This is a genomic window from Prauserella oleivorans, from assembly GCF_042685745.1.
GTDB lineage: Bacteria > Actinomycetota > Actinomycetes > Mycobacteriales > Pseudonocardiaceae > Prauserella_A > Prauserella_A oleivorans.
In genome coordinates, this window is record NZ_JBHUNT010000001.1 from 1908562 (window position 1) to 1922427 (window position 13866).

The following is a 13866-nucleotide window of genomic DNA, read 5'->3' on the forward strand; positions in this document are numbered from 1 at the left end:
TTCGGTTCAGCCGGTCGCGATTCCCTGGCTCTCCGCCACACGGAACGCCACCGACGCCGAGGTCGTCATATTCGGGAACGTGCCGCCCTGGCCCGCGCCCGACCACGTCACGGTCCAGTTCACCGTGGCGGTCACCGGGAACGCGTCGGCGCGCTGCCCGGCCGAGGACGTCTTGTACGTGTAGCCGCAATCCGGCGAGGCGCTCTTCGGATCACCACCAGCGGGGAACGGCGAGCCAGGACCGGTGCAGGTCACCGAGCCACCGTCACCCATCGACCACGTCACCGAGGTCGGCCTCGCGACCGCGGTCACCGACACGCCCGGCACGGACGCGGTAGCCGAGACATCGCCCCAGCTGCTGCGGTCCAGCCACAACCAGGTCGGCAGGCTAACCAGCTGGTCACCAGCAGGGTTCGCCGCGATCTTCGGAGCAGGCAGCCGCAACTGGTTCCGCGCCTGCGCCGCGAGCTCAGCCGGCGACGGCAACGGCACCGGGCCAGGCTGGCCGTCCGCGATCCACACCGGCGGCCGGTACAGCGCATCCGCGAAACCGGGCCCAGTGCACTTGTAGACGTACCAGGCACCCGACGGCGGCTGGGCCTGTGCGAACCGCGGCTGCGCGACCGCGAACTGCGCGGTGGCCGGCTCGCGCTGCGGCCGGTACACCGCGGGCACCGCGGTGACGGCACCCGACTTGGGCGGCACGTGGAAGGCCGCCGGCTGCGCGCCTCCCGGCGGCGGGCCCTGATAGTCACTGCGTTCATAGCCGCACTGGGCCAGATTGTTGTTGCCGCCGATGATCGTGTCGCCGTTGGCGTTGGCCTGCCCCGTGCCGGGATTGGTCTGGCCAGGGTTGCTGGGCTTGCCGTTTCCGTTGCCCTGGTTACCGGTTCCAGGCCGAGGGTTCTTGCCTGCGCCGAGCTCGCAACCAGGGTTGGGGTACTGGCTGCAGTCGGTGAATCCCCAGCCGCCGTCCGCGAACGCGGGTACCGCGGTCGCCACGAGCACGGCCGCAGACAGGCCGGCAACGACTCCTAAACGTTTCAACACGAGCCCACCGCCTCTACTGCGAAGCGGGTGACCCTCCACGTGCCGTCCTGCTGCTTCTTGACTTCCGCGGTGATCGAGCGTCGCCCGCCCGGTGTGTCGTTGACCAACTGGCCGTTCTTGTACTTGAGCCAGCCGCTGTCGTCTCCGCAGTCCGAGATCATGACCGTGGTGGGGTTGTCCGGTGGTTCCACCTTGGACACTTCGGGGTTCGTCTTCGGCTCGCCCTTCGTCACCACACCATTGAGGTGGTCCGTGTACAGGCTGCGATTGATCACCCCGAGCGCGTCGCCGGTGGCGTACTTCGCGAGCTCGGGCGACTGCCAGTCTCCGGTCTCACCGGCCTTGGCCATCTGCCGCCACATGCCTGTGTAGGCAGCCGTCGCCTGCTGACGCGCCGCGTCCGCCGGAGAGACCGACGACGGCGGAGGGCTGGTCGTTGGTGGCGGCGTTGCCGCCCCAGTCGTGCCCCCAGGCGTCGAAGACGGATTCGAACTACAGGCCGCCAACGTCAGCGCAACGAGTCCAACAAGAGCCAGTCCCACCCTGCGCCGGCCGTTGCGGCCGTGTACGTTGCCCCCGACCACGTGCACCCCCTCGGATCTGCGAAAATTCCTTTCGATCTAGTGTGGTACTCCTCACGTCTACCTGCCGCCCCCTAGGTCGTGTCCTGCAATTCATCGTAGCCAGAGGATGATGGCGGCGATGGTGAGTTCTGCCTGGTAGTAGGCGGCGCGTTTGGCGTAGCGGGTGGCTAGGTCGCGGAACTGTTTGAGCCGGTTGAAGCAGCGTTCGACGACGTTGCGCTGCTTGTACAACTCGGCGTCGAAGGCGGGCGGGCGTCCGCCCCGTGAGCCGTGCGCGGCGCGGCGGGCGATTTGGTCGTCGCGTTCGGGGCTGACGAACCGGATCCGGCGTTGTCGCAGGGCGTGGCGGGTCGAGGGGTGCGAATAGGCCTTGTCCGCGATCACCACCTCGGGACGGCGGCGTGGGCGGCCAGGCCCGGTGCGAGCGACACGGATCCCGTCCAGCAGCGGCACCAATTGTGGATTGTCACCAGCCTGCCCCGGGGTGAGCACAACCCGCATGGGCAGCCCGCGTCCCTCGACCACGAGGTGGATCTTGGTGCTCAATCCGCCGCGGGAACGTCCGAGTCCTTCGCCGTCGACCGCGATCGCCTCGATGGCGGGCGTGCAGCCCCCTTTTTCCGGGCTCCCGCAGCATGCTGGTGAGCCCGGACCACCGAGGAATCGACACTGATCACCCACTCCACGTCCCCGACAGCGTCGTCTTTGACGATCACCTCGTCCAGAATCCGCTGCCAGGTACCGTCCTTGGTCCACAACCGCAGCCGCTCATGGGCGGTCTTCCACGGCCCATACCGTTCGGGCAGATCACGCCAGGGCGCGCCGGTCCGAAGCTTCCACAGAATCGCATTGATCACCTGCCGGTGATCCCGCCACCGCCGCCCCGGCCCCGACACCGCCGGCAGCAGCGGCTCAATCCGCGCCCAGGCCCGATCCGTCAACTCACCCCGACCAACCACGGACAAGATCAAACCCCATCCGCAGCTAGATCATTTACAGGACACGCCCTAGGAGACCGCAATGTCCCTATGAAGGGACACAGGTGTCGGAACAGCGAAAACTGGTCAAAGTTCACCCGAATGGGCTAATGACAGCGTGTCCAAATGGCGCTGCGTAGTAGGTTCACTACACCGGAAAGCCGTAACTAGGGGGCTACAGGGGGTAGATCGTTGACGAACTCTGTCACTCGTGCGAACCGACGAGCGGCACGAGATTCACGGTGACGCCGGTCAGCATCGCCGGTTGGGGCCTGGTAGGGCTCGTACTTGCCAGCATCCTGCGCATCGCCGTCCAACGGAGTTCGATCCTCCCAGCGACGTGCGATCGGCTGGCGCCACCAACCGTTCTGGAAGTAGTCACCGCCGCCCTGTTCTCGGCGCTGGCCTGGCGCATCGGCGCGGAACCTGACCTGTTCGCTTACTCCTGGCTCGCCGCTGCCGGTGTCTTGCTCGCCGCGGTGGACTGGAACTCCCGCATGCTGCCCACCAAGCTGATCTGGCCCAGCGGAATCATCCTGGCCGCGCTGTTCAGCCTCGCCGCCGTCCTCAATCGCGATGCGTACCCGCTCATTCGCTCCGCGGCCGGCATGCTCGCGCTACTCGCGTTCTACGGAGCGCTCTATTTCCTTCAGCCTGGCCAGCTCGGCGGCGGAGACCTCCGACTCGGCGCCCTTCTGGGCCTTGCTCTCGGGTGGGCAGGCTGGTCGGCGGTTCTGGGCGGCACGCTGTTCGGTTGGTTCAGCGCTGCCGTCGCTCTGCTCGTGCTGCGTATCGCTCGGCGATCGAGGACTGGCCGTGACGTGCCGCTAGGCCCGTTCCTGATCATCGGAGCCTTCGCGGCGGTGCTCATCCAACCGACGAATTGACGGCGTCCACGGGCGGTCTGTCGACCGCCGCTTGGTAACGCATCTCCAGCGCTGGAGCCGGGCGTGTCACTCGGAATAGTCCGTGGCGCCTGTGGCGAGGGCATCGTGCGCACGGGCCAGTCGCTGCGCCATGTCGGGCCGCAACATGGCCTTCGCCTCGGCAAGTTCGACGAACGCGAACTCGCTGATCTCTGGATCGCAGATGCTGATGGTCTCCACCTGCGTGGCAGACAGCGTTCCTCCATCGAAGATGAACACCAATTGGTCATCCCACGGGCCGTGAGGTCCGATCCAGTCCAGAAGTAGGACGCGGCCAGCGAGCACGGTGAGCCCGAGTTCCTCGGCCAGTTCGCGCTCGCCCGCCGCCTTCGGCGGTTCATTGCTTTCCGCCATGCCGCCAGGCAGGTCCCAATTCTCCTTGTAGGTGGGGTTCACCAACAGGATGCGTCCGGCTTCGTCACGGATCAGCAGGTCGGCGGCCACACGCTTGCGAGCCTGCTTGGCGTTGCCCTCCGCCAGGTAGGCGAAGCGGGCCTCGTCGTCGGTCATACCGGCCACGATGACACTGGTAGCCCGAGATATCACCGTGAGAGGGGTACCGCGCACCCGCCTCCGGTCAACTGCTTCAAGTGGGCGCCAGTTATCACAAATCGCCCCGTGGTGTCTCGCTTTTTTGCGGCCAGTACCCAGAGTATTGCGCGGTTTCACCCATTCGGCACAACCGTGCTCGATCGGGATTTCCGCAGGTCATGACACCTGCCGCCCCGTGCACGCCCCATGGCCGCCACGCCCGCGCTCTGGTTCGTGTCGGGCCGCGGACGTTTAGCTGCATTGGCGGGTTCGCAGCGGCTCTACCAGCACCGTTGCCGCTAGAGCCCGCCGGTCGCCCGGCTTGGCCGAGCGAACGACTAAACGCTCGACGCTATGGGAGTAGCAGAAGTTCGGGACATAAGTAAATCGGGACTCGCTGAGTATCGGAGTAGATGATGAAACTCTCCCAGCGATTCGCGGAACTTTCGGTTCCGCGATGCCCACAAGCAAAGCTCGCTGTGCCGCGTTTCCTCGTGCAGCCGGTGTGGGTACGGAGTTGGGCCACCGCACGAGGCGGTGACGCACGATGAACGACCGCGGACCTTGGGCGGTGACGTGCCGCGATGTCGCCGGCCGCTCTCGGAGCCTGACGGTGATCGTGCGCGGCTCGGAGGTCGTAGTGGTGGCGCCCGCGGGTGAGGCAGCCTCGCTCGACGCTGCCGAGGCCGAGCAGTTCCGCTCCGTCTTCACCAAGGCCAAGGAGGTGGCCGCCACCCCGGCCCCCGGTGGACTTGGCGCCTCCGAGGAGACCGGCACGGCGAGCACGGTGAAGCAGTACAGCGGCGGTCATCCCCCAGCCGTCGCGGGGCGCCCTGCTTCACCGCCATGTCGCGGCGGAATCACGACCCCGATACCTGGTTCCGCCGCGATCCCCGCCCTGCGAGGTGAGATCGCATGATCCCACTTGCCCCGGTGATCACCGCGATCGCCGCCGTGGTGTTCGTCAGTTGCCTGCTGTGCCGCGCCTTCCGGCAGCGCCGTCGTTCCGATGCGACTTCCACTGGCAGGCACCGACCTGCCAAGTTGCCGCGCGTCGGAAGGCATTGGCGCGAGCCGGACCAAAACCCGTCGCCGGTACTCGTGCACGCGCTGAAGACGGTTGGCACACACACGGCCTGGGTTTCATTCGAGAAAGCGAAGCCGCATGAGGTGGCCTACATCAAGGCGTCGCATAAACCCGGCACTTCCCAGGCAGTTCCGAGCATTGCCTGACGTTGCCTGACCTGAATTGCCTCGCCCGCCTGTCGTCCGGCGCGATCTCGCGCGGTGTCACCACCGCCTCCTCGATCACGGCGGAGCTGGGGTTTTCCCGTTGAGGCACTCCGGCTCCGCCGCACCATCCCTTGCAGTAAGGAGCACAACCATGACCACCGCCACAGCAGTTGACGTTCAGCAGCGTGAAGCGGTTCACGAAAGTTCGCAGTCGCAGTACACCAAGTTTCTCAGCTGGCCGACCACCATCGAGCCGTCGACCGGCGAAGTTCGGCTGCGTCTGGGCGACACTGTGGACGCGCTGGTCATGCGGGCCGGGCTCGGCGACGAGGTAAACCATCAACTCGTCCAAGCGATTCTCACGGCCCCGATCATCGTCGTGCCCGGCGTACCAGGCACGAAGCCCGACGACTGGATCTTCCTGACTCAGCCCCGCACGCGCATGCGGGAGTCCACCATCGCCGACCTGGTGTCCATACAGGTCGGTTGGTATGAGTCTGATACGACGATCCCGTTGCCCGCCTTCGGTTGCACTGAAGGCGGACTGCGCTGGCTGGCGTGGCCCGAGGCCGGTCTGGAGTTGCCGACCTGGGGTGTCGTCGTCGGTGCTGTCCGGCGCACCTTGTCACGGGCGTGGTGAGCATGTCGACTGCCCAGGCCGAGCACCGGCACCCCGAACACGTCGTCGTGATCGCCTCCGGCGGACTGGATTCGACGGTCCTGGCCTACTGGCTGGCGGCCCGACACGCCCGCTTAACGTTGCTGTCGTTCGACTATGGACAGCGGCATTGTATTGAGCTCGATCATGCCGCCGAGATCGCGCAACTGCTCGACAGTCCACACCGCATCATCGACTTGACCAGCCTGGGCGCGTTGCTGACCGGATGCGCGCTGACTGACGCCTCGGTGGCAGTACCGGACGGGCACTACACCGATGAGTCGATGGCTGCCACGGTGGTGCCCAACCGCAACGCGATCATGCTCGATGTCGCCGTGTCGGTCGCCATCGCCGTCCGGGCCGACGCGGTGGCGTTCGGCGCACACGCCGGAGACCACACGATCTACTCCGACTGCAGGCCCGAGTTCGTCGAGCGGTTCGCCCGCAGCGCGCAGGCCGCCAACGAGGGCCTACTCGTGCCGGACTTCCAGGTGCTCGCACCTTTCCTGACCCTGTCCAAGACCGACGTCGTACGGCTCGGGGAAGCACTGGAAGTGCCGTTCGCGCGAACGTGGTCGTGCTATCGCGGTCAGGACGTGCACTGCGGCACCTGCGGGACCTGTACGGAACGGCGGGAAGCCTTCCGTGGCAACGACATCACCGACCCCACCGTGTACCGGGCCGCGTAGAGGGCGTGACGACCGTGGACGTAGACGCTTCCGGAGCCGGGCCTGAGCGGGGCCGTCTTTCCTCGGGTCACAGCTCGCGCGTGTTGGGTTGCGAGCCTGACGTCAGTGATCGGGGGATCGTGCCTGCCGCCCAAGCGGCGCCGACGCTAGCGCACCGCCGCGCCGCGCCGCCACCCCGCGGCCCGCAAGCGCACTCGCTGATGCCGATGCTGGATGAGAAGCACCTGCGAACGGCCTTGCGGCAGTGCGGCAGGCGCACTTCGGCGCCCGGCGTGGACCGGATGACCCTGGCGGAGTTGCGTCGGCGCTCCGGCGAACTGCTGCCTCGGCTGGCACACCAACTGGCCGATGGCGCCTGGCGACCAGGTCCGCTGCGGGAGGTGCAGTTTCCTACCTACACCGGCAAGTCGATGGTGGTCTGCGTCCCCACATTGCTTGACCGGCTCGTACACCGCGCACTGCGCAACGCCATCGAACCGATTCTCGAAGCCCGCGTGCTGCGCGACTGGGTGTCGGGTTACCGACCTCGCCGCAACCGCATCACCGCGCTGCGGCACGCCGCGGCCCACGCCGAAGCCGGCTTCCGTGCGGTGGCCGACGTGGACGTGGCCTCGGTGTCCGAGGGCGTCACAGTCGACCAGGTCGTGGACTGGTGTGCCCAGCACGTCCACGACGGCACCTTCCTCGGCCGTGTGCGCACCGCATTGACCGCGATGCCGCATCCAATCGCTCCTGGGTCGGGACTCGCACCGATGCTGATCAACCTGCGCCTGTCGAGGCCGGACGCGCTGCTGGACGGATTGCGGGTGGTGCGGTTCGCCGACAACTACGCGGTCTTCTCCGCCGACGAGGCAGAAGCACGGGACGCCTTCGCGGTCATCAGTGCCGCGCTCGCCGAGTTCGGGCTCCGTCCCAACGAGTCCAAGAGCCGGGTGCGGCCACGCGCGAACGTCGAAGACCTCTTCCTGATCGGGGGCTGACTGAGGTGAACATCGAGTGGACCGAGGTGCCTGGCGGGACTTGCGCGTTCGGCGACGACGCCCGACCGGTCGAGATCGGTACCTTGCTGTGGACACGCACTCCAATCACCTACGCCCAACTGCACGGCGGACGCACCGGCACATGCGGCCTGCACCCGGTCACTGGCCTCAAGCACGCTCAGGCCGTTCAGGTCGCGCACGCTCTGGGCGGCAGGCTGCCGACCTCGGCGGAATGGGAGTGGATGGCGGCCGGGCCCACGGGCCGCCGTTGGCCGTGGGGCGATCAGGAGTGGATCCCGGAGCTGGCGAACCTGAATGGCTCAGGGCTGGACGCCACGAGCCCGGTCGACGCCCACCCTGCCGGCGCCACCCCTGAAGGACTGTTGGACGTAGCGGGCAACGTGTGGGAGTGGACCGCCCGCTCGACGATGGGCAACGGGGCGGTCCTGCGCGGCGGGTCCTACGCCTCGCACCCGCTGTACGCACGGTCAACGTTCCTCAACGCCGCGCCCGCCGAGCTGGCCTCGGAGGGCATCGGGCTTCGGGTGGTGCGCCGACCATGACGCTCGCCGCTGCCATCGAGCCCGAGCAGGGCTTGGTCATCGTCTCTTGCAGCCGCGAGAAGCTCGTCACCACCGACCCGACTCCGGCGCTGGAGCTGTACCAGGGCGCGCTGGTGCCTCTCCTGCGCGAGCACCTGGCCTCCGACTACCAAGCACGGATCAGGATCCTCTCCGCGGAACACGGTCTGCTGCACCCCGAGGACCTGGTCGGCACCTACGACCACAAGCTGCGCAGCCGCGACGAGGCCGAAGCCCTCCGGGCTCGGGTGGCCTCGCGCCTGGCCACCGACCTGCGCGGCAAGGCGCTGCGGCAGGTGCTGGTGGTCCTTGAGCCGCTCTACGTGATCGCCGCCGAGTGCCTATTCGACCACGTGCCGCCGCTGGAGTTGACGTTGTTGCCGGAACCGACCGACTGGTTGAGCGCAAGCGCAGTGCTGTCCCGGTGGGGCTGGCTATGACCGACAACTCCGTGCCGCTGCAGGAGGAGTTGCTGCGGCACGGCAACAACCACAGCTCCAGCACCCATGCCTGGGAGGCCCTCGCCGACGGGATCAGCTGGCACCAGCCCACCCCGTCGGACTGCTGGCTGGCGTCCGCACGGACGATCTCGGTGGTCATCCCCGCCCACCAAGTCGGTTACAGCCTGCCCACGGTGCTCGACGCCCTGGACGCTCAACACCACCAGTACGAGTTCGAGGTCATCGTCGTCGACGACGCCAGCACCGACGACACCGCCCAGGTCGCCGCTCGGCACCGGGTGGTCGATCGGCTGGTGCGGCTGCCACAGCGGATGGGCGCGGCCACCGCCCGCAACGTCGGCACAGCGCTGGCGAAAGGGCAGACGGTGCTCTACCTCGACGGCGACATGGTGATCCCTCCACACGTGATCACTGACGTCGCATCCCGCGCCACCGACACCAGCGTGCTGGTCGGGTTCCGCCACAACCTGCGCTACGAGGTCCACTCCCAGGAGCCGGCCATCCTGGGGCGCATCCCGAACCTCGCGGCCGACCACCGCGTCGTGTGGCGGCCACCGCCGAACACCGTGCTGCCCTACAGCGGGATCACGCTGCCCGAGCCGCTGGACGGCCGGCCACTCGACGACACCCACGACTTCATCGACCTCGGGTACGGGCAGTCCTACTACGACTGGGACCTGCCCCGCATGGTCGTCACCGCCCTGGTCGCGGTACCGCGCGCCGCCGTGCTGGACGTAGGGGGCTTCGACGCGGAGTTCGGCCGCCTCGGGTGGGGCATGGAGGACACCTACCTCGGAGCGTGCCTGATCGCCGCCGGACTGCTGGTCATCCCGCTGCGCCAGGTCGTCGGCTTCCACCTCGACCCACCGGACGCCGCCGAGCAGTGGCAGCACAAGCTCGCCGGCTGGCCGCGCACCCTCGCCCGCTACCGCGAGCTGCTTGACCTGCCCGCCCCGCGAGGCCGCACCCAGGACTTCATCGCCACCTTGAACACTCTGCTCACCCACTGCGAGGTACGCCCATGATCACTTCGACCGCGACTACCGGCCGCGCTTCGGCGCGCCGGAGGGTCGGCTGCGGCACGCGCGGCGGGACCGGTGTCGTCTACGACCCACTCACCGGCCTGACCCACCGAACCGGCGAGCCGACCCTGACCGGGCGCGCCACCCTGGCCAACGAGAGCATCGCGGCCTTGCCCGAGGTACACCCCGGTGGGCTGGGCGACGTGATGCCGGTCAGCGTGTGCTGGTCGCCGATCGTGCGCTGCAACCTGGCCTGCCCGCACTGCCTGGACGACAAGTCCGTCCCGGAGCTCGGCCGCGGCGGGCGCGCCGAGGTCGCGGCCAGGATCGCGGCCTCCGGGGTGCTCGGCGTGGACGTCTCAGGCGGTGAACCGCTGCTCATCCGGGACCTGCCCACCCTGCTCGATGTGCTGGTCGACGGCGGCTGCGCGGTCAGCGTCACCACCAACGGTACCCACCTGCCCCGCCGCGCCGAAGCCCTCGCCCGCCGGGTGGACGCGATCAGGGTCAGCCTCGACGGCCCGGACCCGCAGCGGCACGACCGCTGGCGCGGTGAGGGAAGTTTCGCCAAGGCCGTCTCCGGCATCCGCGCCGCCCTTGCCCACGGCATCCCCACCCAGATCCAGGCTGTGCTCATGCGCTCCACCGCCGCTGGTCTGCCCGCGTTGGTCGAGCTGGCCGACCGGCTCGGCGTCCACGGCGTGACTGTCCTGCAGTACCTGCCCTTCGGCGAAGGCGCCTCCCTTGCCAATGTCGAACAGGTGCCCGATGAGGAGGCCCTCGACCTGGTCGGCGCGCTCGGCCCCGCCCCGGTTCCGGTTCGGTTGCGCACCCGCGCTGACGCGGCCGGATTCACCGTTGTGCGCGCCGACGGGCAGGTCTGGCGCAACGCCCCGGACAGCACCGCCATCGCCGCCCTGCGCCCGCTGACCGGGCCGGTCAGCCTGGCCGTGACCGGACGGGACGGTTCGGCATGACCCGCACCGCACAGCGTGTGTTCGAGCACCAGCGCATCTGGCGGGTCACCCCCGAGGCCCTGAGCGATGCCTGCCTGCTGCTGTTCGCCACCATCAGCCGCGACCACCCGAAGGTCGACCACCTCATCGGCATCGCCAACGGCGGCGTCGCTCCCGCCCGCGTCCTCGCTGGCCGTCTCGGAGTGAAGCCCCGGACCGTGCAGGCCCGGCACAACGCCGACGACGGCCTCTACCGCCAAGCCACCGGCAGAGTCACCGTCGACTTCGACGCCTTCCGCCGCACCCTCGGCCGCCGCAAGCTCGACGGCACCATCCTCGTCGTCGACGACATATGCGGCAGCGGCGCCACCCTGCGCAAGCTCCGCAATGTGCTCACCCCGGTCCTCGCCCCGGACGCCCGAGTCATCACCGCAACGCTGTGCCTGAACACCGGGGCCGAGACCTGCCCGGACTACTCGGTGTGGACCGTGTCGGACTGGGTCAGCTTCCCGTGGGAGAAGCGCCCCGACCAGCCGACCACCGACATGCCGATCCCGGACCGGGTGACCAGCCATGCTTGACGCCATCAAGCCGCTGACCGTGGCATTCGTCCTGGCGTCCTACACCCGTGACGCGCCGGCTGGGATGGAACGTGCCACCGCCGCACTGGCCCGCGGACTGCGACAGCTCGGGCACCGCGCCCTGACCATCACCGCCGTCGAACCCGATCCGACCAAGGACGAAGTGGATGAGGACTTGGTGGTGCTCGGCTCAGTCGGCGTCACCTTCCCCGCCGACGACGACGAACTGCGCGAGGCGATCAGCACCCACGGCCAAGACAAGATCATCGCCGCCGACCTACGCGCCCTCTTCCGCCACCACCGCGTCGACATCGCCGTCTACGTCGACGCCCTGTGGGGACTCGGGCGCCTTGCCCCAGCCTGCTTTGGCGTGCGGACGGTGCTTGCGGTGCATGTCGTCGGCCACGACCAGGACCTCGTGCCCGGTCTGGAACGTGCCGACGCGGTGATCGCGCCGTCGACCACGGTCCTCGGCCAAGCCCACGACCGGGGTTACGACAGCACCTGCTGGCAGACCGTGCCCAACGCGCTGCTCGTCGACCATGGCGCGCCCGACGCCCGCCAGCGCGAGGTGCTGCGGCAGGGCGGGCCGGTACGGGTGCTGGCCCGGCTCGGCCCGGAGAAGAACGTCCGCGCCCTGCTCGACGTCGGCCGCCTCGTCGACCGCGGCATCGAGGTCGTCCTCGCCGAGGCCGGGTTCGAGCACGCTGCCGGTGCACAGACGGCCGAATATCGTCGCTGCGCCCACTCTGCCGCCCACCTGCTGATGGGCAGCATCCGCGACGGCGGCCTGCCGTGGGATCAGGTCCAGCCGTGGCTGGCCGACGCCGCCGTGGTCATCGTGCCCTCGATCAAGGAGACCTTCGGGCTGATCGCCCTGGAGGCCATGAGCATGGGCACCCCGGTTGTCGCCTTCGACGTGGACAACCTGCCCGCCCTCATCGGCACCGGGGAGGGAGCGGGCGGGATCGTGGTGCCCCGCACCCACGGCGAGTTCGGGCTGTGGGGTGCCGCCGAAGTCCTCCTCGACGATCCGGTACGCTACGCAGCGCTATCACGGGCTGCGTACTACCGCTCGCGGGACTATCTGCCCACCACAGTCGCCCATGACTTCCTCAAGGCGGTGCGGTGATGAACGATGTCCCTCTTCTGCTGGTCGACGGCCACAACCTGCTCTGGCGCGGAGCCTTCGGCTTCCCCGCCGCGATCCACTCTCGCGACAAGACCCGCGACCTGACCGCCGAGTTCGCCTTCTTCGCGCTACTGCGCGTAGCCATCCGCGAGGAGTTCGCCGCGCCGCCCGAGGTGATCGTGGTGTTCGACGGCCAGCACGGCGCGGCCGAACGCCAAGCCACCGACAGCGACTACAAGGCCAACCGCGTCCTCGACGAAGCCGCGCTCAAACCCATCCGCGCCATCCCGCACGTCCAGGAAGCGCTGACCGCCTACGAGCTGGCGTGGATCGAGATCGAGACGGCCGAAGCCGACGACGTGATCGCCACCCTCGTTGCCCACGTCCGCCGCGACGACCCCGAGCGCCGGGTGTGGATCATGTCCGGTGACCGCGACTTCTACCAGCTCATCGATGACCACGTCCGGGTGCTCAACACCGCCATGAAGCGAGGACGCCGCCACATCGAGCCCGATACCGTGTTCGACCGCTACCGGGTCCAGCCGACCCAGTGGGCGGACTTCCGGGCCCTCACCGGCGACCCGGCCGACAACATTCCCGGCGTGCGCGGTGTCGGGACGGGCACCGCCGCCAAGCTCCTGGCCGGCGGCCTCACCCTCGACCAGCTCGCCGACGCCGGGCGGCTCATCGGCACTAAGGGCAAGGCCGTCGTCGAAGCCTGGGACCGGGTCCTCGGCTGGCGCGACCTGATCAGGATGCGCACCGATCTCGACCTGCCCCTGCTACCTGTCGGCCGCAGCAGCCGGACTCTGCCCACGCCCGCCGAGGTCATCGACAAGCTCGGGCTGTGGTGACTCCGGTGACCGCGACCGCGTTCATCCCGCCCGGCTCGGTGTTGACCGTGATGGCCCACCCCGACGACGCCGAACTCTGGGCAGGCGGCACGCTCGCTCTCTGCGCCGCCGCCGGAGCTGACGTCACCATCGCCGTCCCACGCCACCCGGAGCCCCGCGCCAGCGAGGCCGTCGCCGGGGCCGCCCTACTCGGCGCCGGGCTCCACGAGATCAACGAGCCCACCGCGGCGGCCGTACGCGAGCTGCTGCTGGACACCCGCCCTGAAGTCGTCCTCACCCACCCCCTGCGCGATGTGCACCCTGACCACCGACGCATTGCCGAAGCCGTGCTGGAGGCACTTCCCGAGGTCGTCATCGCCACCGGACACCCTCAGCGGGTCTACGCCGCCGACACCTACAACGGCCTCACGCTCGACGGCCCTATCCCGGCTCACACCATCATCGACATCACCAGCACCTGGACCACCAAGCAACGCGCACTGGCTGCCCATGTCTCCCAGCCGATCGCCGAGCACTTCGGGCCGATGGCCAAAACCCTCGGCCGGCTATGGGGCGCACGCATTAGCGCTTCCCACGCGGAGAACTTCGTCCCGCTTCCCGTCCTCGGACGCCTGCCCGCCGCGGCAGCCCTGTGACCTCGACTGGCCTCGC

18 protein-coding genes are annotated in these 13866 nt (G+C 68.6%); 14 read left to right on the plus strand and 4 right to left on the minus strand.

Going from position 1 to position 13866, the window contains the following annotated elements; genetic code table 11:
• Positions 1–6: 6 nt before the first annotated feature.
• The 3 genes from ACFSZT_RS09425 to ACFSZT_RS09435 form a co-directional block, all read right to left on the minus strand.
• Positions 7–1050, minus strand: a complete 1044-nt coding sequence (locus ACFSZT_RS09425) for a hypothetical protein (RefSeq protein ID WP_377393702.1) — start codon at positions 1048–1050, stop codon at positions 7–9.
• Positions 1044–1400 (minus strand): hypothetical protein, encoded by a 357-nt coding sequence (locus ACFSZT_RS09430; RefSeq protein WP_377393699.1) that lies wholly within the window; start codon positions 1398–1400, stop codon positions 1044–1046. Before ACFSZT_RS09430 ends, ACFSZT_RS09425 begins: the two co-directional genes overlap by 7 nt.
• Before the next feature lie 324 nt (positions 1401–1724).
• Positions 1725–2593 (minus strand): IS5 family transposase gene (locus tag ACFSZT_RS09435; RefSeq protein ID WP_377478175.1). Its coding sequence is split into 2 segments (ribosomal slippage): positions 1725–2225 and positions 2228–2593, totalling 867 coding nucleotides; the frame shifts between segments, so codons are not numbered across the junction.
• Between the two features lie 260 nt (positions 2594–2853).
• Here ACFSZT_RS09435 and ACFSZT_RS09440 point away from each other — a divergent pair.
• Positions 2854–3498: a prepilin peptidase gene (locus ACFSZT_RS09440; RefSeq protein WP_377393723.1), complete on the plus strand. Its 645-nt coding sequence runs from the start codon at positions 2854–2856 to the stop codon at positions 3496–3498.
• Between the two features lie 66 nt (positions 3499–3564).
• Here ACFSZT_RS09440 and ACFSZT_RS09445 read toward each other — a convergent pair whose 3' ends face one another.
• Positions 3565–4047: an NUDIX domain-containing protein gene (locus tag ACFSZT_RS09445; protein ID WP_377478217.1), complete on the minus strand. Its 483-nt coding sequence runs from the start codon at positions 4045–4047 to the stop codon at positions 3565–3567.
• Positions 4048–4615: 568 nt separating this feature from the next.
• Between ACFSZT_RS09445 and ACFSZT_RS09450 the strand changes: the two genes are divergently transcribed.
• The 13 genes from ACFSZT_RS09450 (at position 4616) to ACFSZT_RS09510 (ending at position 13850) form a co-directional block, all read left to right on the plus strand.
• On the plus strand, positions 4616–4987 hold the full coding sequence (locus ACFSZT_RS09450; RefSeq protein WP_377396506.1) for a hypothetical protein: 372 nt from the start codon (positions 4616–4618) through the stop codon (positions 4985–4987).
• Complete coding sequence (locus ACFSZT_RS09455; protein WP_377396503.1) at positions 4984–5301, plus strand: hypothetical protein; 318 nt, start codon at positions 4984–4986, stop codon at positions 5299–5301. The genes ACFSZT_RS09450 and ACFSZT_RS09455 overlap by 4 nt, the downstream gene beginning before the upstream one ends.
• A gap of 151 nt (positions 5302–5452) precedes the next feature.
• Complete coding sequence (locus tag ACFSZT_RS09460; protein WP_377396500.1) at positions 5453–5941, plus strand: hypothetical protein; 489 nt, start codon at positions 5453–5455, stop codon at positions 5939–5941.
• A gap of 2 nt (positions 5942–5943) precedes the next feature.
• The gene (gene queC, locus ACFSZT_RS09465; protein WP_377396497.1) at positions 5944–6648 is read left to right on the plus strand and encodes a 7-cyano-7-deazaguanine synthase QueC; all 705 of its coding nucleotides are present in this window, start codon (positions 5944–5946) and stop codon (positions 6646–6648) included.
• Positions 6649–6854: 206 nt separating this feature from the next.
• Entirely contained in the window at positions 6855–7628 is a 774-nt protein-coding gene (locus ACFSZT_RS09470; protein WP_377396494.1) for a reverse transcriptase domain-containing protein, read from the plus strand.
• 5 nt (positions 7629–7633) lie between these two features.
• Positions 7634–8191 (plus strand): formylglycine-generating enzyme family protein, encoded by a 558-nt coding sequence (locus ACFSZT_RS09475; RefSeq protein ID WP_377396491.1) that lies wholly within the window; start codon positions 7634–7636, stop codon positions 8189–8191.
• Positions 8188–8649, plus strand: a complete 462-nt coding sequence (locus tag ACFSZT_RS09480; protein ID WP_377396488.1) for a DUF6884 domain-containing protein — start codon at positions 8188–8190, stop codon at positions 8647–8649. The genes ACFSZT_RS09475 and ACFSZT_RS09480 overlap by 4 nt, the downstream gene beginning before the upstream one ends.
• On the plus strand, positions 8646–9695 hold the full coding sequence (locus tag ACFSZT_RS09485; RefSeq protein WP_377396485.1) for a glycosyltransferase family 2 protein: 1050 nt from the start codon (positions 8646–8648) through the stop codon (positions 9693–9695). The genes ACFSZT_RS09480 and ACFSZT_RS09485 overlap by 4 nt, the downstream gene beginning before the upstream one ends.
• Positions 9692–10669: a radical SAM protein gene (locus ACFSZT_RS09490; RefSeq protein ID WP_377396482.1), complete on the plus strand. Its 978-nt coding sequence runs from the start codon at positions 9692–9694 to the stop codon at positions 10667–10669. Before ACFSZT_RS09485 ends, ACFSZT_RS09490 begins: the two co-directional genes overlap by 4 nt.
• On the plus strand, positions 10666–11229 hold the full coding sequence (locus tag ACFSZT_RS09495; RefSeq protein WP_377396479.1) for a phosphoribosyltransferase: 564 nt from the start codon (positions 10666–10668) through the stop codon (positions 11227–11229). Before ACFSZT_RS09490 ends, ACFSZT_RS09495 begins: the two co-directional genes overlap by 4 nt.
• The gene (locus ACFSZT_RS09500; protein WP_377396476.1) at positions 11222–12361 is read left to right on the plus strand and encodes a glycosyltransferase family 4 protein; all 1140 of its coding nucleotides are present in this window, start codon (positions 11222–11224) and stop codon (positions 12359–12361) included. Before ACFSZT_RS09495 ends, ACFSZT_RS09500 begins: the two co-directional genes overlap by 8 nt.
• Entirely contained in the window at positions 12361–13215 is an 855-nt protein-coding gene (locus tag ACFSZT_RS09505) for a 5'-3' exonuclease (RefSeq protein ID WP_377396474.1), read from the plus strand. The genes ACFSZT_RS09500 and ACFSZT_RS09505 overlap by 1 nt, the downstream gene beginning before the upstream one ends.
• 5 nt (positions 13216–13220) lie before the next feature.
• The gene (locus ACFSZT_RS09510; protein WP_377396471.1) at positions 13221–13850 is read left to right on the plus strand and encodes a PIG-L deacetylase family protein; all 630 of its coding nucleotides are present in this window, start codon (positions 13221–13223) and stop codon (positions 13848–13850) included.
• Positions 13851–13866: the final 16 nt, after the last annotated feature.

What these genes read in the sequence shown, in the direction of transcription:
- ACFSZT_RS09430 (WP_377393699.1), bottom strand. Translation starts at nt 1,400, where the DNA reads ATGGCCAAGGCCGGTGAGACCGGAGACTGGCAGTCGCCCGAGCTCGCG.
- ACFSZT_RS09445 (WP_377478217.1), bottom strand. Translation starts at nt 4,047, where the DNA reads ATGACCGACGACGAGGCCCGCTTCGCCTACCTGGCGGAGGGCAACGCC.
- ACFSZT_RS09450 (WP_377396506.1), top strand. Translation starts at nt 4,616, where the DNA reads ATGAACGACCGCGGACCTTGGGCGGTGACGTGCCGCGATGTCGCCGGC.
- ACFSZT_RS09455 (WP_377396503.1), top strand. Translation starts at nt 4,984, where the DNA reads ATGATCCCACTTGCCCCGGTGATCACCGCGATCGCCGCCGTGGTGTTC.
- ACFSZT_RS09460 (WP_377396500.1), top strand. Translation starts at nt 5,453, where the DNA reads ATGACCACCGCCACAGCAGTTGACGTTCAGCAGCGTGAAGCGGTTCAC.
- queC (WP_377396497.1), top strand. Translation starts at nt 5,944, where the DNA reads ATGTCGACTGCCCAGGCCGAGCACCGGCACCCCGAACACGTCGTCGTG.
- ACFSZT_RS09470 (WP_377396494.1), top strand. Translation starts at nt 6,855, where the DNA reads ATGCTGGATGAGAAGCACCTGCGAACGGCCTTGCGGCAGTGCGGCAGG.
- ACFSZT_RS09480 (WP_377396488.1), top strand. Translation starts at nt 8,188, where the DNA reads ATGACGCTCGCCGCTGCCATCGAGCCCGAGCAGGGCTTGGTCATCGTC.
- ACFSZT_RS09485 (WP_377396485.1), top strand. Translation starts at nt 8,646, where the DNA reads ATGACCGACAACTCCGTGCCGCTGCAGGAGGAGTTGCTGCGGCACGGC.
- ACFSZT_RS09490 (WP_377396482.1), top strand. Translation starts at nt 9,692, where the DNA reads ATGATCACTTCGACCGCGACTACCGGCCGCGCTTCGGCGCGCCGGAGG.
- ACFSZT_RS09495 (WP_377396479.1), top strand. Translation starts at nt 10,666, where the DNA reads ATGACCCGCACCGCACAGCGTGTGTTCGAGCACCAGCGCATCTGGCGG.
- ACFSZT_RS09500 (WP_377396476.1), top strand. Translation starts at nt 11,222, where the DNA reads ATGCTTGACGCCATCAAGCCGCTGACCGTGGCATTCGTCCTGGCGTCC.
- ACFSZT_RS09505 (WP_377396474.1), top strand. Translation starts at nt 12,361, where the DNA reads ATGAACGATGTCCCTCTTCTGCTGGTCGACGGCCACAACCTGCTCTGG.